Annotated in this window: 17 protein-coding genes and 1 riboswitch; of the genes, 11 read left to right on the top strand and 6 right to left on the bottom strand. The window is 69.1% G+C overall.

The window, feature by feature from the left end:
* Nucleotides 1-38 precede the first annotated feature (38 nt).
* Nucleotides 39-1,013, bottom strand: coding sequence for an LppP/LprE family lipoprotein (locus tag OG947_RS16450; RefSeq protein WP_328812381.1), 975 nt, complete (start codon nucleotides 1,011-1,013; stop codon nucleotides 39-41).
* A gap of 167 nt (nucleotides 1,014-1,180) precedes the next feature.
* On the opposite strand from OG947_RS16450, the gene OG947_RS16445 reads away from it, so the two are divergent.
* Nucleotides 1,181-1,480, top strand: a complete 300-nt coding sequence (locus tag OG947_RS16445) for a DUF1540 domain-containing protein (protein ID WP_027504961.1) — start codon at nucleotides 1,181-1,183, stop codon at nucleotides 1,478-1,480.
* Nucleotides 1,481-1,486: 6 nt separating this feature from the next.
* Here the strand turns inward: OG947_RS16445 and OG947_RS16440 are convergent, their stop codons facing one another.
* Together OG947_RS16440 and OG947_RS16435 are read right to left on the bottom strand one after the other, a co-directional pair.
* Complete coding sequence (locus OG947_RS16440) at nucleotides 1,487-3,031, bottom strand: carboxylesterase/lipase family protein (protein ID WP_328812380.1); 1,545 nt, start codon at nucleotides 3,029-3,031, stop codon at nucleotides 1,487-1,489.
* A gap of 46 nt (nucleotides 3,032-3,077) precedes the next feature.
* Nucleotides 3,078-3,467 carry an SRPBCC family protein gene (locus OG947_RS16435; RefSeq protein ID WP_222632754.1) on the bottom strand — a complete coding sequence of 130 codons (390 nt, stop codon included), beginning with the start codon at nucleotides 3,465-3,467 and terminating at the stop codon, nucleotides 3,078-3,080.
* Between the two features lie 148 nt (nucleotides 3,468-3,615).
* Here OG947_RS16435 and OG947_RS16430 point away from each other — a divergent pair, with 148 nt between their 5' ends.
* The 10 genes from OG947_RS16430 (at nucleotide 3,616) to OG947_RS16385 (ending at nucleotide 13,798) form a co-directional block, all read left to right on the top strand.
* Nucleotides 3,616-5,013, top strand: coding sequence for a sugar porter family MFS transporter (locus tag OG947_RS16430; RefSeq protein ID WP_027504958.1), 1,398 nt, complete (start codon nucleotides 3,616-3,618; stop codon nucleotides 5,011-5,013).
* A gap of 29 nt (nucleotides 5,014-5,042) precedes the next feature.
* Nucleotides 5,043-5,138: riboswitch (TPP riboswitch) on the top strand.
* On the top strand, nucleotides 5,132-5,884 hold the full coding sequence (locus OG947_RS16425; RefSeq protein WP_027504957.1) for a TenA family protein: 753 nt from the start codon (nucleotides 5,132-5,134) through the stop codon (nucleotides 5,882-5,884). (Overlaps the previous riboswitch by 7 nt.)
* The gene (locus OG947_RS16420; protein ID WP_056448409.1) at nucleotides 5,881-6,915 is read left to right on the top strand and encodes an ABC transporter substrate-binding protein; all 1,035 of its coding nucleotides are present in this window, start codon (nucleotides 5,881-5,883) and stop codon (nucleotides 6,913-6,915) included. The genes OG947_RS16425 and OG947_RS16420 overlap by 4 nt, the downstream gene beginning before the upstream one ends.
* On the top strand, nucleotides 6,893-7,687 hold the full coding sequence (locus OG947_RS16415) for an ABC transporter permease (RefSeq protein WP_328812379.1): 795 nt from the start codon (nucleotides 6,893-6,895) through the stop codon (nucleotides 7,685-7,687). Before OG947_RS16420 ends, OG947_RS16415 begins: the two co-directional genes overlap by 23 nt.
* Nucleotides 7,684-8,430, top strand: a complete 747-nt coding sequence (locus OG947_RS16410) for an ABC transporter ATP-binding protein (RefSeq protein WP_328812378.1) — start codon at nucleotides 7,684-7,686, stop codon at nucleotides 8,428-8,430. Before OG947_RS16415 ends, OG947_RS16410 begins: the two co-directional genes overlap by 4 nt.
* 9 nt (nucleotides 8,431-8,439) lie before the next feature.
* On the top strand, nucleotides 8,440-8,733 hold the full coding sequence (locus tag OG947_RS16405) for a GNAT family N-acetyltransferase (RefSeq protein ID WP_027504953.1): 294 nt from the start codon (nucleotides 8,440-8,442) through the stop codon (nucleotides 8,731-8,733).
* Between the two features lie 47 nt (nucleotides 8,734-8,780).
* A complete protein-coding gene (locus tag OG947_RS16400; RefSeq protein ID WP_328812377.1) occupies nucleotides 8,781-10,154 on the top strand; it encodes a T3SS (YopN, CesT) and YbjN peptide-binding chaperone 1 in 1,374 nt (457 codons plus the stop codon).
* A 31-nt stretch (nucleotides 10,155-10,185) separates the two neighbouring features.
* Nucleotides 10,186-11,331, top strand: coding sequence for an alkaline phosphatase family protein (locus OG947_RS16395; protein ID WP_328812376.1), 1,146 nt, complete (start codon nucleotides 10,186-10,188; stop codon nucleotides 11,329-11,331).
* A 65-nt stretch (nucleotides 11,332-11,396) separates the two neighbouring features.
* Nucleotides 11,397-12,578: an LLM class flavin-dependent oxidoreductase gene (locus OG947_RS16390; RefSeq protein WP_328812375.1), complete on the top strand. Its 1,182-nt coding sequence runs from the start codon at nucleotides 11,397-11,399 to the stop codon at nucleotides 12,576-12,578.
* Entirely contained in the window at nucleotides 12,575-13,798 is a 1,224-nt protein-coding gene (locus OG947_RS16385) for an SfnB family sulfur acquisition oxidoreductase (RefSeq protein WP_328812374.1), read from the top strand. The genes OG947_RS16390 and OG947_RS16385 overlap by 4 nt, the downstream gene beginning before the upstream one ends.
* Here the strand turns inward: OG947_RS16385 and OG947_RS16380 are convergent.
* Genes OG947_RS16380 through OG947_RS16370 form a run of 3 tightly spaced genes read right to left on the bottom strand, consistent with a single transcriptional unit; the run spans nucleotide 13,795 to nucleotide 16,062 of the window.
* Nucleotides 13,795-14,559 carry a YqjF family protein gene (locus OG947_RS16380; RefSeq protein WP_328812373.1) on the bottom strand — a complete coding sequence of 255 codons (765 nt, stop codon included), beginning with the start codon at nucleotides 14,557-14,559 and terminating at the stop codon, nucleotides 13,795-13,797. The two genes, OG947_RS16385 and OG947_RS16380, sit on opposite strands and share 4 nt — an antisense overlap.
* On the bottom strand, nucleotides 14,552-14,677 hold the full coding sequence (locus OG947_RS16375; protein WP_261770158.1) for an MFS transporter small subunit: 126 nt from the start codon (nucleotides 14,675-14,677) through the stop codon (nucleotides 14,552-14,554). Before OG947_RS16375 ends, OG947_RS16380 begins: the two co-directional genes overlap by 8 nt.
* Nucleotides 14,674-16,062 carry an OFA family MFS transporter gene (locus OG947_RS16370; protein WP_051613185.1) on the bottom strand — a complete coding sequence of 463 codons (1,389 nt, stop codon included), beginning with the start codon at nucleotides 16,060-16,062 and terminating at the stop codon, nucleotides 14,674-14,676. The genes OG947_RS16375 and OG947_RS16370 overlap by 4 nt, the downstream gene beginning before the upstream one ends.
* Nucleotides 16,063-16,096 lie beyond the last annotated feature (34 nt).

Genomic DNA, 16,096 nt, shown 5'->3' with positions numbered 1-16,096 from the left:
TCCTGCACCCGATCGGCCGGGTCGTCCACCGGTGGAAATCAGCCGTTCGCCACTTCGGGAGGCAGCGGATCGAGCATGTCCACCGAGGATCCGTTCCACCGGTAGCGAACGAGTGCCGGACCGCCGGAGGCTTCCGCGGTGGCCTCGTCGCCGACGAGCCACCGGTACGAGATCGTCACGGTGTCGTCGGTCTGCGCATACGGGTCGAGATCCGTGAACGCGTACGGACGGGCGGTCGCCGTTCCGAGGTATGCGCCGTCATGGAAGAGCAGGACCGTCGTGGGACTCGAACCGGTGGCACCGTCGGGAACGGCCATCGCCCAGGCCAGCGTGGCGCACGGATCGCCCTGGCTGTACAGGCTCCAGGCGCTGTCGGAGAAGGTGGGCAGAGAGTCGATCGCGGAGGCGACCACCGAGTCGTCCAGGCACGGATCGGCAGGAGTCTGCCTGTTGCCGTCCACCACCTCCTGCGGCAGGTCGTCCAGCATCACCACGGACGATCCGTTCCAGGTGTAGCGGACTAACCCGGGTCCGCCGGACTGCTGCGAGGTGGACTCACCCTCCCGGAGCCACCCGTACGACACCGTGACCGTGTCGTCGGTCTGCGAGGCGACGTCGGTGAACGAGTACGGCAACGCGGTGGCGGTACCGAGATAGGTGTCGTCGTGGAAGAACAAGACGGTCCACGGACTCGACCCCGTGCCCCCGTCGAGCGCCGCGAGCGCCCACGACAGCGTCGCGCAGGGATCGCCCTGGCGGACGAGCCGCCAACCACTGCCGAAGAACTGTGGCAGCGATTCGATGCCCGCCGCCACGACGGAGTCCTCCACACACGCGGTCGACGGTTCCGGCGCGGCCGACGACGCGGGTTCCGTACCCGGTGCCGGACCCACCGCTGTCGAGGTCGTGGTGGTGGTCGGAGGAGGTGGCGCCGCGGAGCCCTGGCCGGAGTCGGAGCACCCGCTCGCGAACAGCACGGTGACTGCCAGGGTCGCGAGAAGTGTTCGTCTCATGATCGGTCCATCCGGGCGAACAGACCGATCGTTACGTCGTCGACGAATTCGTCATCGATCCGTGACCCGAAAGAATAGGAAACATCATTGTTGTAGAAAGGGTGACCATATCTAGGTCAGCCTGACCTTGCTGGTGAAGACGCATTTCGAGTATTACCGTCAGCGTCATGACTTCCCTCGAAATGCCCCGCGTCAGTGAGTGCAGTGTCAGCGCCTGTTCGTACAACCACGACGGATGCCACGCCTTCGCCATCAATGTCGGAGGCTCGAACGGAACGGCCGATTGCGGCACGTTCATCCCCTTGAGCACCAAGGGCGGCCTCGACACCGTCTCCACCCAGGTCGGCGCGTGTCAGCGCGTCGACTGCTCGTTCAACGACAACCTCGAGTGCAGCGCGGCAGCGGTCCGCATCGGCGCCGGCGAGTCGTCGGACACCGCGAACTGCCTCACCTACAGCAAGGCCTGACGGACCTCAGCTGAAGCCGAGCACCTTCTCGCCCCAGATCTCGCGCAGCTCACGGTCCGGATCCTCGACCAGAGCATCACGCCCGTCGATGACGAGAGTGCGACGGCGCTCGTCGTAGGGCGCCCAGTGCTTCGACCCGTCCAGCGCAGCAGGAACCCCGTGCCACGCGAACGCCACCCAGCGTCGTTGCATTCGCCGGGAGACCTGCTGCGCTGCCTTGCGCCCACCCAGCCAGAAGGTCGGGTCCCGGTCGAAGGTCCCGAAATTGCCGAAGACGTACGGCAACTCGGTGGCGTGACCGGCGCCGATACGTGCCGCGCGCAGCACGGGTGTCGCGTGATCGAAACGGTAGACGAACGTCGGCGCTCGTCGGCAGTGGGCCTCCGCGATCCACAGGCTCGGCATCCGGAACCCTGCGTCGCGCGAGAGGGCCAGCGCGCCCGCACTCTTCGGCAGATCCGGGTACGCGGAGAGGATGTCGGCGATACGAGCCGGTGAGAGGTCGGGATGGTCGACGGCGATCGCCTCGAACATCGTGCTCACCGTGTCCGAGGTGACGGGCATCAACGGCGACTTCATCAGGCGGAACACCGATGCCTCGTCGTGATTAGACCCGATGATGAGCGGGACGTCGTGCGAGAAGCCCTTCTGGAACGCGGCCACCGGATACCGGGGCACCACGTCACCGTCGACGACGGGTGCGAATCCCAATGTGCCGGGCACCTTCTCGGGAACCTCGTAGACCAGCTTCTCGGCCGCCTCGACGAGCCTCTCCACCGGCATCGCCCGCAGCTCCTCCGCACGCTCTGCGGGCAGATCGACGAGTTCGAGGAACCGCTGCGCGACGGTGCGCGCGCGTTCCGGGCCGTACACCGACGTGGCCGGGGAACTCTGGGCGATCGCCTTGTGGAACAGACCTTCCGCGTGCGGTGACGTCATGAGAGTGGTCACCGACGCGCCACCGGACGACTCACCGAAGACGGTGACGTTGGTCGGGTCGCCGCCGAACGCGGCGATGCAGTCGCGCACCCACGTGAGCGCCGCGATCTGGTCGCGGAGCCCGAGATTGGTCTCGAAGACGCTGCCATCGGTGTCGAACGACGACAGGTCCAACCACCCCAGCGCGCCCACCCGGTAGTTGACGGTCACGACCACCACCTCACCGAGGCGGGACAGGTTGCGCCCGTTGTAGATCCGTTGCGCAGATGATCCCAGGACGTAGGCACCGCCGTGGATCCACACCATCACCGGACGGGAGATGCCGTCCGGTGTCGGGGCCCAGACGTTGAGAGTCAGGCAGTCCTCGTCCATCGGGATGGACGAGTCCATGGGAATCGGGCCGTCACGGCCTTGCGGTGCCATCGCTCCGAAGGTCCTGCCGTCGCGGACCCCGTCCCACGGCTCCGGTGGGCGTGGTGCGCGGAATCGGTGCTCCGCCACGGGTGGCGCCGCGAACGGGATGCCCTTCCAACTGACAACGTCGCCGTGCCCGTAGCCGCGGATCTCACCGTCGCGCGACGAGACGACATGGCTGCTCTCGGTTGCCCCCACGAGGACCGACGTTACAGGGAGTGCGGGGATCGGACCCCGATGGTCGTCACGCTGTCACCAGTCGACCGAGCGCGAACAGGGCCGCTGGAGAGTAGCCGAGGACGAGCGGTGCCAGACCGTCCACGACCAACCACGTCGACGAGCCCGACCCCGCGCTGTCGACACCGTGTTCCAGGGTGAGCCCGGCACTCGGAGCGCCGATCCACGCGCGCCACGACCACACCCGTGCGGCCTCGTCCACGGAGTGGACCTCGAAGGACACCCGCACGCCGAGGGGTCCGCGCACCGTGCCGGTCGTGCCGGCGGCGAGACGGTCGGTGGACGCGTCGACCCCCATGATCTGCGGTGCCCACGTCGACCAGAGCGACAGGTCCATGTACCGCTCCCACGCGACGTCGGCGGAGGCGTCGCCGGTGCGTCGCAGAGTCTTCTTCATGACCGGCGGGATTCACCGTTCCGGCGCTGCTCAAACTGCCGTCAGGTCGCCGCTCCACAGCGGTCGCGCCGGGCGTAGGGTCCGAACCAAGCGAAACTCCTCCGCCATCGACCGGCGCGGCCGGTGGCCGACATGTAGGTGGACAAGGATGACCACACAGGCATCGGCCAATCACACGGCCAAAGTCATCGGCGTGACCATTGCGGCCGCCGTCGGCGGCTTCCTCTTCGGTTTCGACAGTTCCGTCATCAACGGCGCCGTCGACTCCATCCAGGGCAGATTCGCCCTCGGCGAGTTCCTCACCGGCTTCACCGTCGCGATCGCCCTGCTCGGGTGCGCGGCGGGCGCCTGGTTCGCCGGCGGACTGGCCGACCGGTGGGGACGCAAGAAGGTGATGCTGCTCGGGTCCGCACTCTTCATCATCTCGTCGGTCGGCTCGGGTCTGGCCTTCAGCGTTCCCGACCTGATGCTGTGGCGTGTGCTCGGCGGTCTCGGCATCGGCATCGCGTCGGTGATCGCCCCCGCGTACATCGCGGAGATCTCGCCGGCCCGGATGCGCGGCAGCCTCGCGTCGCTGCAGCAGCTGGCCATCACCATCGGCATCTTCGCCGCACTGCTCTCGGACGCCGTGCTGGCGGATCGTGCGGACGGTGCGTCCAACGACCTGTGGCTCGGCCTCGAGGCCTGGCGATGGATGTTCATCGTCGGCGTGATCCCGGCCGTCGTCTACGGCGTCCTCGCGTTGCTCATCCCCGAGTCGCCGCGTTACCTCGTGGGCAAGCACCTCGACGAGGAGGCCGCGCAGATTCTCGCGAACATCACCGGCGAGAAGCACCCCAACGAGCGCATCCACGAGATCCGCCTGACTCTGCGCAAGGAGCAGCGCTCGTCGTTCGCCGACATCCGCGGTCCGCGCTTTGGTCTGCAGCCGCTGGTGTGGGTCGGCATCATCATGGCCGTCCTGCAGCAGTTCGTCGGTATCAACGCGATCTTCTACTACTCCACCACACTGTGGAAGTCGGTGGGCTTCACCGAGAGTCAGTCCTTCACCACGTCGGTCATCACCTCCGTGATCAACGTGGCCATGACGTTCGTGGCCATTCTCTTCGTCGACCGGGTGGGTCGGCGCAACCTGCTCATGGCCGGCTCCATCGGTATGTTCGTCGGTCTCCTCATGGCGGCGATCGCGTTCTCCCAGCAGATCGGCACCGGCGACGAGGTCTCCCTGCCCGATCCCTGGGGCGTCGTGGCGCTGATCGGAGCGAACCTGTTCGTGATCTTCTTCGCGTCGACGTGGGGACCGATCATGTGGGTCCTGCTCGGCGAGATGTTCCCGAACCGTATGCGCGCCATGGCTCTCGGCATCGGTACGGCCGCGAACTGGGTGGCCAACTTCGTCATCTCGCTGCTGTTCCCGTCGCTCACCGAGATGGTCGGACTCTCCATCGTCTACGGCGGCTTCGCACTCTTCGCCGCCCTGTCGTTCTTCTTCGTGAAGTCCAAGATCCCCGAGACGAAGGGCATGGAACTGGAGGACATGAAGTAGCCGCACGACCGCCGGTGCTATGGTCGGCGAGTTCTGACACGGGGTGCTTCGCGTCGCGAGGCTGAGACCACACCCGAGAACCTGATGCAGGTAATTCTGACGAAGGGATGTCACGGCCATGACGCCGTACGACCATGCGGTCGACGCTGCCTCCACCACGGATGCAGCCGACCTCACACGCTTCACCGACCTCCTCTGGGACCGCACGGCAGGCCTGCGGGCCCGGATCGGCGATCTCGAGTTCCTCACCCGACTCGGCGACGGCACCCTGCCGATCACGTCGTTCCGGACGTACATCGAGCAGGACGGCCTCTACCTCGAGGGATACGCGAAGGCCTTGGCCCTCCTGTCCTCGCGCGCAGTCGATCCGGAGGCCGGAGCGTTCTGGGCCACGTCGGCGGCGACGGCCGCGACGGTCGAGAAGTCGTTGCACACCAGCCTTCTCGCCGACGTCGCACTCGGCGGTCCGTCGGAGAAGCCGGTCGAGCACAGCCAGGCGTGCCTCGGGTACGTCTCGTTCCTCACGGCGACGGCGGCGACCGACACCTACGCCGTCGGCGCCGCGGCCGCGCTCCCCTGTTTCTGGATCTACGCCGAGGTCGGCCGCGGACTCGCGGCCTCGGCCCGCGCCGTGCTCGACGCTGATCCGCACCACCCGTACGCCCGGTGGGTGACGACGTACGACGCCGAGGACTTCCAGACCTCCGCCGCGCGCGCCCGCGAGCTCGTCGACGCGGCTGCCGAGGTGGCCGGCCCGGCCGAACGACAGCGGATGAGTGACGCGTTCGTCGTGGCGATGCGCTACGAACTGCTGTTCTGGGACACCGCCCTGAACACCGTGCCCTGGCCTGCTTCGGGGTCGGACGCATGAGGGCGCGGCACACGAGGGTCGGGCGCGTCGCGGCTCTGCTCACCGTGTCGCTCGTCGCCGCCGCGGGTCTCGCGGGCTGCGCCACGTCCGATGCCTCCGACGCGAACACGATCCGCTTCGCGCTCGACTGGACACCCAACACGAACCACACGGGCCTGTTCGTCGCCCAGCAGGAGGGCTACTTCGCGGACGCCGGGCTGAACGTCGAGATCCTGCCGTACAACTCGACGTCCCCCGACACGCTGATCGACTCCGGCAACGCCGAGTTCGGGATCAGCTTCCACAGCTCCGCCACCTACGCCCGCGCTGCCGGTGCGAAGGTGACCTCGGTGATGGCGCCGCTGCAGCACTGGGCCACCGGCATCGGCGTCCGCGCCGACCGGCAGGACATCCGGAGCCCCCGAGACCTGGACGGGCGGACCTACGCCGGGTTCGGCGATGCGGGCGAGGAGGCCACCCTCCGCAAGGTGATCGAGAACGACGGTGGCACCGGCGATTTCGAGACCGTGGTGCTCGGGACGTCCGCGTACGAGGCGGTCTACTCCGGTACCGCGGACTTCACCGTCTCCTACTTCGCGTGGGAGGGTCTCGAGGCCGAGCGGGCCGGAACCCCGATGACGTACTTCGACTACACCGACTTCGGCTTCCCCGACTCGTACGCGATCGTCGTCGACGGCGGTGACGAGTGGATGGCCGAGCACCCCGAACAGGCGCGACAGTTCGTGCAGGCCTTGCAGAAGGGTTACCAGAAGGCCGCCGACGATCCCGACGCGGGCGCGCGCGATCTGATCGACGCCAACCCGGGAGCATTTCCCGACGAGGACCTGGTCGTCGAGAGTCAGCGCATGCTGGCGGAGGACTACATGCTCGACGAGAACGGCCGCGTCGGGACGCAGACCCTGGAGCGATGGTCCGGGTACTCGAAGTTCCTGTTCGACGCCGGTGTCCTGGCCGGGCCCGACGGCGCACCGCTGACCACCGAGCCCGACTGGTCGACCTACTTCACCGATGAGTACCTCGATCAGGGCTGAGCGCGGCGGACAGGTGGGGCGGTACGCGCCGGCGCTGCTGCTCGCGGCGGGCCTCGTGGCGGCCTGGCAGGTGTACGTGGTCGTCAGCGGCATCTCGCCGCGCGTACTCCCCTCCCCCGCCCGCGTCGTCGATCAGGGCTGGACGAACCGTGCCGTCATCGCGGGTCACGCATCGTCCACCGTTCAGGTCACTCTGCTCGGTTTCGCCGTCTCCCTGACGATCTCGTGGATCATCGCCACGGCCGTGGACTTCTCGCCGTGGCTGCGCCGCGCCGTCGTTCCCCTGCTCGTGGTGTCGCAGACACTGCCGGTCATCGCCGTCGCTCCCCTGATGATCATCTGGTTCGGATTCGGCATCCTCCCCAAGCTCCTGGTGATCGCGCTGGTGACGTTCTTCCCGATGACCCTCGGCCTGATCGAGGGATTCGCCTCCGCGGACAAGGAGTCCGACGCACTGCTGCGCAGCATGGGAGCGTCACGGCGACAACAGTTCCGGTACGTCCGGCTCCCGTCCGCGCTGCCGCGCTTCTTCACCGCGCTCCGCATCGGGATCACCTACGCCGTCGTCGGTGCCGTCTTCTCCGAGTACGTCGGCGCCACGTCGGGTCTGGGCATCTACATGGCGCAGCAGAAGAACGCGTTCCGCACCGATCTCGTCCTGGCCGCGGTCCTGGTCACGGCGGTGTGCAGCATCGCACTCTTCCTCCTCACGTTCGTGGCCGAGCGGCTTCTCGCGCCGTGGGCGCTCGCGGCGAAGGAAGGGACGCGATGACGGATCCTGTTCTGGAGCTGACCTCGGTGCGCAAGTCCTACCCGGGCACACCGGTACTGGACGGGATCGACCTCGCCGTCGAGGGAGGACAGTTCGTGTCGATCGTCGGCCCGAGCGGCTGCGGCAAGAGCACGCTGTTCACCCTCCTCGCCGGTCTCGACACCGCGGACAGCGGCACCGTGGTGACACCGCGCTGCGCGTACATGCCGCAGAAGGACCTGTTGTTCCCGTGGCGTTCGGTTCTCGCGAACACCGCACTCGGGCTGGAGGTGCAGGGGGTTCCGAAGGCGCAGGCGCGGAGCCGGGCCCGCGACCTGTTCCCGGTCTTCGGCCTCGACGGCTTCGAGAACGCACGCCCCTCGTCGCTGTCCGGCGGGATGCGGCAGCGGGCCGCACTGCTCCGGACCGTCGTGCAGGGACGCGACGTCCTGCTGCTGGACGAGCCGTTCGGCGCTCTCGACTCGCTGACCAGGACGGCCATGCAGGACTGGTTGCAGGAGGTGTGGCAGCGGTACCGCTGGACGGTCCTGATGATCACCCACGACATCCGGGAGGCGGTGCAGGTGTCGGACCGGGTCGTCGTGCTGTCGCCGCGGCCCGCGCGGGTGGTCGCCGACGTGAGCATCGATCTGCCGCGGCCGCGACGCGCCGAGACCGCCACCACGCGGGAGTTCGCGACCTACGAACGCGCACTGCTGGACGCCCTCGGAAGCACGGGCCCTCGTCCCGGCGCGGGCGAGTAGGTTCGGTCCATGGCAGACACAGACGACACCCGCGTGGAGCACCATCCCGATCGTCAGCGTTTCGAGATCCTCGTCGGTGAGGAGGTCGCCGGCTACGCCGAGTATCGGCAGACCGATCCCACGGTCCGGGACTTCGACCACACCGTGACGCTTCCCGAGTTCCGCGGCCGCGGACTCGCGGCCGTCCTGGTGCGTCACGCACTCGACGACACACGCGCCGCGGGGCTGAAGATCGTCCCGTCGTGCTCCTACGTGCACCACTTCGTCGAGACGCACGAGGAGTACGCCGATCTGACCGTGTGAGCCGGGACTCGCGACACCGTGTCGGTGGGCCGCGTTACGGTCGCCCCATGAACGACCTGAACAGTGTCGACCTCTCGCCCGAGGCCGCCTGGAGCCGGTTCCGCACCCTGCTCGCCGATCACCTCGACGGGATGCCGGCGGGACACTCTCTGGTGCTCGCGTGCCCGCACGCCGACTCCGATCCGGTTCCGCCGTGCCTGCAGTTCTACGGATGGGACGACGAGACGGTCCGGTGCGAGGTGCTGGCGGACGAGTACCTCGCCGAGCACCGCCGGTGGACGTCCGAGGGGCGCGCACTGCTGGAGCAGTTCGGGTTCGCCCCGCCGCCGTCGCTCCCGCACACCGCGCGCCGCGACGACGAGCCGGTGAACTGGTTCGTCGATCGCCCGCGGCGCTACGCCGACCAACTCGCCGACGCCGCTGTCCGCGTCCTGCGCTCGGTGTGGGGTGTCCCGCATCCGTCGTTCCTCGAGCTGGACGGCGACCTGTGCGGCCCCGTGATCGAGGACCGGTTCGGCGCGTCGTCCACGGACCCCGAGGACGCGCCGCCGTCCGACCCTGTCCCGTTCGACCCGCTGCGGCCGGTCCGCACGTCCGGTCCCGAGGCCCGTCTCGAGATCATCGAGCAGACGCTCCTGCACATCCTCGGGTTCGTGCCACACCCCGACGAGGACGGCGACTACCCGTTCCGTCTCGGGCCGGCCTGGCTCTACCTGTGCCCCACCCCGGAGGCGCCGTTCGTACAGATCCTCGCGCCGCTCGCGGCCGGCGTCACCGACGAGGCGCGAGCACTGTCGGTCGTCAACGACGTCAATCGCCGGTGGCCGCACGTCAAGGTGCTGCTGGACGAGGATCGCATCGTCGCCACCATCGACGTCACGGTGGTGCCGTTCGTCCCGCAGCACGTGGCCGACATGCTGGCCGTCATGGAGAAGTTCGCCGGCGAGGCCGCCGAGCATCTCCGGGCCGGGCTCGGGGCGCGGCCCTACCTCGACGCGTTCGGTGAACCGACGCCCGAGTGCGACGCGGGTGACGGGACGGACGAGCACGGCGGTCCGGTGATTCCCGAGGCACTGCGCGCGATCGCCGAGGCGGTGTGGGAGCGCGGCGCCGACATCGACGTCGAGGAGGTGCTGAACGCGTGCGGACACGATCGCACGCGCGTCGTCCGCTTCCTGGACGTGGCGCGCGAGTGCGAGCTCTCCGCCCTCGATCGCACGCTCGACGACACCGATCCGCGAGTCGCCGCGTCGGCCGGTCTCGATGCGCGGGTCTGGCGCACCACCTCCGCGCTCCTCACCTCCGCGCACCGGCGTCTGGCCGCCGACCGCGTCGACGGACCGACGCGGTCGTCCGGCTCCCAGCTCGACCTGTTCGGGACCGACCTCGCCGGCGGAACCGGTGACAGCCTCTTCGACTGACGAGAAGGGTGCTGCCGATAGCCTTCGATGTGTGGTGACCACTCCGCGCTACGGCGGCGACAGCCTGTCCGATCTTCTGCCGTCGGTGCTCGGCGCACTCGGCGTCCCCGGTGAGTCCGACACCGTCGGGCTGGGGTTGTCCGGGGTCCGGCGAATCTGCGTACTGCTGGTCGACGGCCTCGGAGCTCGACAGTTGGCGGCGCACGCCTCGGCAGCGCCGACACTCTCCTCGCTCACCGAGCGGGTCGTCACCGCCACGTTCCCGTCCACCACCGCGACGTCGTTGGCGTCACTGGGCACCGGACGCACGCCCGGTGAGCACGGCATCGTCGGCTACCTCACCGCCGTGCCCGGCTTCGACCGTCCGATGAATCCGCTGCACTGGCGTCTGCACGGTCAGGGACCCCGCGTCGATCTGCTCGCCGAGCTCGTTCCGGAACAGTTCCAACCTCGCGACACCGTGTTCGAGCGCGCCGCGGCGGACGGGGTGTCCGTCACTCGCATCGCGCCGTCCTACCAGCGCGAGTCCGGGCTCACCCGCGCCGTGCTGCGCGGCGGGGACTTCTCCGCGTCGGTGTCCGCGGGCGACCTCGTCGCCGAGACCTCGCGCGCGCTGCGGCGCGGCCAGCGGTCCCTCGTCTACTCGTACTGGTCCGAACTCGACCTCACCGGCCACGTGCGCGGGCCGGACTCCGACGCGTGGCGCCATGAGCTGACTCAGGTCGACACCATCGTCGCCGGCATCCTCGGCGAGTTGCCCTCCGACGCAGCGCTGATCGTCACCGCCGATCACGGGATGGTGCAGATCGGCACCCGCGTGGACATCGACGCGACGCCCGCGCTCACCGCCGACGTCCGGATGATCTGCGGCGAACCCCGCGCGCGCCACGTCTTCGCCGACGCCGGCGCCGCTGCCACGGTGCTCGATGCCTGGCGGGAGACCCTGGGTCCGGACCACTTGGTGGTGGGCCGCGACGATGCGGTCTCCCGGGGCTGGTTCGGGCCGTCGGTGCGCCCCGACGTCGCGGCGTGCATCGGTGACGTCCTGGCTCTGGCCCTCGGCGACGGCGCCCTGATCCGCCGCGGGGCCGAACCGAACCAGTCGGCGCTGCCCGGCCATCACGGCTCCCTGACCGACGTCGAGATGACCGTTCCCCTCCTCGTGGCACGGGGCTGACACGCCAAGAATCGCCCTGATTCCAACGCTTCTCGGGGCGCCGCGACGGTCCTACGGTGGGACGAGTGACCCTCGACAACTCTTCTCTCGCACTGCACTGGTTCCTTCCCACCTACGGCGACAGCAGGTCGATCGTCGGCGGCGGACACGGCACGCGAGTCGGCGCCGCGGGCGGAGATCGTCGCGCGAGCATCGGGTACCTGTCGTCCATCGGCCGCGCGGCCGAGGAGTTCGGCTTCACCGGTGCACTCACCCCGGCCGGCGCGTGGTGCGAGGACGCGTGGCTCACCACGGCGATGCTCGCCCGCGAGACCGAGAAGCTCGCATTCCTCATCGCCTTCCGACCGGGTCTGATCAGCCCGACCCTCGCGGCGCAGATGTCGGCGACGTTCAGCAACCATGCGCCCGGCCGACTCCTGCTCAACGTCGTCACCGGGGGCGAGGCTCACGAGCAGCGTCAGTACGGCGATCACCTGTCCAAGGACGAGCGGTACGCCCGCACGGACGAGTTCCTCACCATCGTCCGCGGCCTCTGGCGCGGCGAGTCGGTGACGCACCAGGGCACGCACATCCAGGTCGAGGACGCGTCGCTGCCGTTCCTCCCCGACCCCACGCCTCCGCTGTACTTCGGCGGCTCCTCTCCCGCTGCGGGCCCGGTGGCGGCGGACCACTCCGACGTCTATCTCACGTGGGGTGAGCCGACCACGGCCGTGGCGAAGAAGATCGAGTGGATCCGCGGACTCGCGGCCGAGCGCGGACGCACCGTGCGCTTCGGCATCCGCCTGCATGTGATCACCCGCGACACGTCCGAGGAGGCCTGGAAGCAGGCTGGCGCGCTCGTCGAGGCGCTCGGCGAGGACGCCGTCGCGACGGCGCAGTCCAACCTGGCGCGGAGCGAGTCGGTGGGCCAGCGCGCGATGCTCGCCCTGCACGAGGAGAGCCGCAGGACCGGGTCCTGGAAGGACCCGCGCGCACTCGAGATCTCCCCCAACCTGTGGGCTGGTGTCGGCCTGGTGCGCGGCGGAGCCGGAACGGCCCTCGTCGGGAGCCACACCGAGGTGGCCGATCGCATCGCGGAGTACGCGGCCATCGGCATCGACGAGTTCGTTCTCTCCGGTTATCCGCACCTCGAGGAGCTGTACTGGTTCGGCGAGGGTGTCATCCCCCAACTGCGCAGCCGCGGACTGTTCTCCGGCGGCGCCGCGGCACGCGCCACCGGCCACACCCCGTTCCTCCCCGCCCGATGATCACCGAACCCGGCCCGAAGACCCTGCCGCCGGTGCTCGACGACGACGCTGCGCTGGCCGTCGCCGCCGCGCTCGGGGCGAAGATCGCCCCGTCCGCGATCGAACGTGACCGCGATCGACGGCTGCCCGGCCCGGAACTGGACCTGCTGTCCGCGTCGGGCCTGCTGGGCATCACCGTGCCCGCGGAGTTCGGCGGCAGGCCGGTCTCGGCGCGCACCCTCGCCTCGGTGTTCCTCTCGCTCGCTCGCGGGGACGCCAGCATCGCGCAGATACCGCAGAGCCACATGACCTTCCTCGACGCGCTGCGGCGACAGGGATCGACGGAGCAACAGCGACGCTTCTTCGCCGAGGCCCTCGCCGGTCGCCGCTTCGCCAACGCCCAGAGCGAGCGCGGCACACCCTCCATCGCGGTCGACCGGACCACGGTGACGTCCCGTCCGGACGGCACCTCGTCGCTGAACGGCACCAAGTACTACTCGACGGGCGCGCTCTTCGCACACTGGTTGGTGGTCCGCGGCGTGCAGGCGAGCCCCGGCGAGCAGGGTGATCAGAGCCGAAAGGTGCTGGCCTACATCCCGGCGGACGCACCCGGGGTGCTCGTCGAGGACGACTGGGACGGGCTCGGGCAGCGCACGACGGCCAGCGGCACCGTGACCCTGACGGACGTCGTGGTGCTCACCGACTCCCTCGTGCCGTACTCCGCCCTCTTCGACGACGCGACCACCTACGGGGCGCGCGCTCAGCTGCTGCACGCCGCCATCGATGCCGGCATCGCCCGCGCCGCCGTCGACACCGCTCGCGACGTCGTGGTCGTCGCTCGCCCTCCGGTGGACGCCGACGTGGCGACGGCCGACCGGGATCCGTTGCTGCTGCAGCAGTTCGGCGAGGTGGAGATCGGGGTGCGCGGGGCCGAGGCGCTCGTGCGCGAGGCCGGCGAGGCGATCGACGTGGCCGAGCGCGAGCTCACACCGGACAGCGCCGCGGCGGCCTCCATCGCGACAGCAGCGGCCAAGGTAGCATCAGCGCGTGCGTCGCTCGACGCCACCACGGCACTGTTCGACGCGGGCGGAACTCGCAGTGCCGCAGCCTCTCTACGGCTGGACAGGCTGTGGCGCGACGCGAGGACCCACACGCTCCACGACCCTGTGCGATGGAAGACTCAACACGTCGGCCGGTACGCGCTCACCGGGGCGCATCCGCCGCGCCACGGACTGATCTAGTCGCGCACCGGTGTCGCGGCGTAGGGACGGCCGAACTGCGTCCGGACTCCGTCGGAGTACAGCACGGAGTCCGGCGGGCGGGCGGCCAGGTCCCCCACGCCCGCCGCGGCCATCAGCTGGTCGTCGCAGCGCACCAGGGTCGCCGCGCGCAGCGGCCACCGGCGGTGGGTGTTGGGGACGAAGACGGGTCGGCCCGCGACGGACGTGTGCATCCCCCACCGAGCGGTGAGGAACACCGACAGCGGATCGTCGGACATGTCGGTGTCGCCGGGGGACACGGTGAAGTCGGTCGTCGCACCACGGTGTGGCGGTGCCAGTCGCCGAGAGCGGTAGCCGACGACCCGGTTCCGACGATCACCGTCGTCGACGATGTCGATGTGCGACCAGCGATACCGCACCCCCGCCGCGTTCGTGGCCAGCACCACTGCGGCACGGGTGGCGTCGAGAGAACGGAACACGACCCCTCGGCGACCGTCACCGTCGCGGCTGTAGAGCCGCACGTTGATCTCGCCGAAGGTTCCGAGTCGCGGTACCGGTCGGCCGTACCCCAACCCGGCCCCCACCATCTCGAAGCCGATCAGTCCGACATAGGTGTACCCGTCCATCGTGTCGGGGACGATGCCGCGAGGCAGCAACGGCGCGACGACGTCCGGGGCGACACGCCAGTGCAGGAACACGAGGCGTTCCCACCGCTGGTCCATGATCACGGGGCGCGGCAGCACAGGCGGGCGAGGCCAGAGATCGACGCTCCGATCACGCACCGAAGAGGTTCTTGGCCTTGAGGATCAGCTCGTAGACACCCCAGGCGAAGGGAACCCCGACCCACAGCCAGGACACCACCACGACGGGCACACGCGCGCCCTGCTTCGTCTCGCTCATACCGTCGCCTCGTTCTTGTCGTTCGTACCCTCGTCGGTCGCAGTGCCCGGCGTCGTCGCCTCCGGGTCCGGCTCCGAGTACTTCGGATCCACGGGCTTGATCAGTTCGTTCGCGACGAAGCCGATGGACAGCAGGACGATCATCGTCACGAACGCGGGAACGTACCGTCCGGTGGTTCCCTCCTCGCCGAGGTCGGCGATCGCGTTGACGATCAGTGGTCCGAGCACGCCCGCGACCGACCAGGCCGTCAACAGTCGTCCGTGGATGGCACCGACCTGATAGGTACCGAACAGGTCACGCAGGTAGGCGGGCGCCGTGGCGAAGCCTGCACCGTAGAACGACAGGATCACCATCGCGCTGACGAGGAACAAGACCTTGTTCGTGTTCGTGAAGAGCGAGATGTACAGGTAGAGCAGCGCGCCCACACCGAGGTAGAGACGATAGATGTTCTTGCGACCCACCAGGTCGGACACCGACGACCACACGAACCGGCCGAGCATGTTCGTCAGCGAGAGGAACGCGACGAAGCCCGCGGCCGCAGCCACCACGGATTCCGGGGCAGTGGGGTCGGGAAAGAAGTCGGTGTAGATGCCCGCGGCGCGCTCGAGGATACCGATGCCGGCGGTGACGTTGAAGCACAACACGATCCACAGCAACCAGAACTGCGGGGTCTTGACGGCGTTCGCCGCGGACACGCGTGCGGTGTGCTGACCCGCCGGGGTCTGCGGTGGCGTCCACCCGGCCGGCTTCCAGTCGTCGGCGGGAACCCGGATCAGCACGACGCCGAGCGCCATGAAGACGGCGTAGCCGAGGCCGAGCGTGAGGAACGTCGTGGCGATCGAGGCATCGGTGTTGCCGCCGTACGCGGACAGGAGCTTGGTGGTCAGGGGCGAGGCCACCAGGGCGCCGCCGCCGAATCCCATGATCGCGATACCCGTCGCCATGCCCGGGCGATCGGGGAACCACTTGATCAGCGTGGAGACCGGGGAGATGTACCCGATGCCGAGGCCGATGCCGCCGACGAGTCCGTATCCGACGATCACCAACCAGAACTGGTCGAGGCTCATGCCGAGGGCGGAGATGAGCAGCCCGGAGCAGAAGAAGAGGAGCGACATCGTCATGGCCCACCGCGGACCGTGCGTCTCCACCTTCGTCCCGAGCACGGCTGCGGAGAGCCCGAGCATGACGATGGCCAGCTGGAACGGGATCGCGGTCATCGTCCCGCTCAGTCCCATGGCGGTGTCGGAGGAGATGGCGGCCTTGAACACGCTCCACGCGTAGGCCTGGCCGATCGCGAGATGAATCGCGAGGGCGGCCGGCGGAATGAGCCAGCGGCTCCATCCCGGTGGCGCGACGATACGGGCGCGTTCGAGTACTGCTGGCATGGAGGTCGTCCTTCCGGCGCGGGTCACGCGCTCA

It is taken from the genome of Rhodococcus sp. NBC_00297, assembly GCF_036173065.1.
GTDB lineage: Bacteria > Actinomycetota > Actinomycetes > Mycobacteriales > Mycobacteriaceae > Rhodococcoides.
Note: the sequence above shows the minus strand (reverse complement) of the source record. Positions and strands in the feature narration are given on the sequence as shown.

Coding starts and splice junctions, on each gene's coding strand:
- OG947_RS16415 (WP_328812379.1), top strand. CDS start 6,893: ATGAGTACCTCGATCAGGGCTGAGCGCGGCGGACAGGTGGGGCGGTAC.
- OG947_RS16430 (WP_027504958.1), top strand. CDS start 3,616: ATGACCACACAGGCATCGGCCAATCACACGGCCAAAGTCATCGGCGTG.
- OG947_RS16425 (WP_027504957.1), top strand. CDS start 5,132: ATGACGCCGTACGACCATGCGGTCGACGCTGCCTCCACCACGGATGCA.
- OG947_RS16445 (WP_027504961.1), top strand. CDS start 1,181: ATGACTTCCCTCGAAATGCCCCGCGTCAGTGAGTGCAGTGTCAGCGCC.
- OG947_RS16385 (WP_328812374.1), top strand. CDS start 12,575: ATGATCACCGAACCCGGCCCGAAGACCCTGCCGCCGGTGCTCGACGAC.
- OG947_RS16370 (WP_051613185.1), bottom strand. CDS start 16,062: ATGCCAGCAGTACTCGAACGCGCCCGTATCGTCGCGCCACCGGGATGG.
- OG947_RS16435 (WP_222632754.1), bottom strand. CDS start 3,467: ATGAAGAAGACTCTGCGACGCACCGGCGACGCCTCCGCCGACGTCGCG.
- OG947_RS16375 (WP_261770158.1), bottom strand. CDS start 14,677: ATGAGCGAGACGAAGCAGGGCGCGCGTGTGCCCGTCGTGGTGGTGTCC.
- OG947_RS16400 (WP_328812377.1), top strand. CDS start 8,781: ATGAACGACCTGAACAGTGTCGACCTCTCGCCCGAGGCCGCCTGGAGC.
- OG947_RS16420 (WP_056448409.1), top strand. CDS start 5,881: ATGAGGGCGCGGCACACGAGGGTCGGGCGCGTCGCGGCTCTGCTCACC.
- OG947_RS16450 (WP_328812381.1), bottom strand. CDS start 1,013: ATGAGACGAACACTTCTCGCGACCCTGGCAGTCACCGTGCTGTTCGCG.
- OG947_RS16410 (WP_328812378.1), top strand. CDS start 7,684: ATGACGGATCCTGTTCTGGAGCTGACCTCGGTGCGCAAGTCCTACCCG.
- OG947_RS16405 (WP_027504953.1), top strand. CDS start 8,440: ATGGCAGACACAGACGACACCCGCGTGGAGCACCATCCCGATCGTCAG.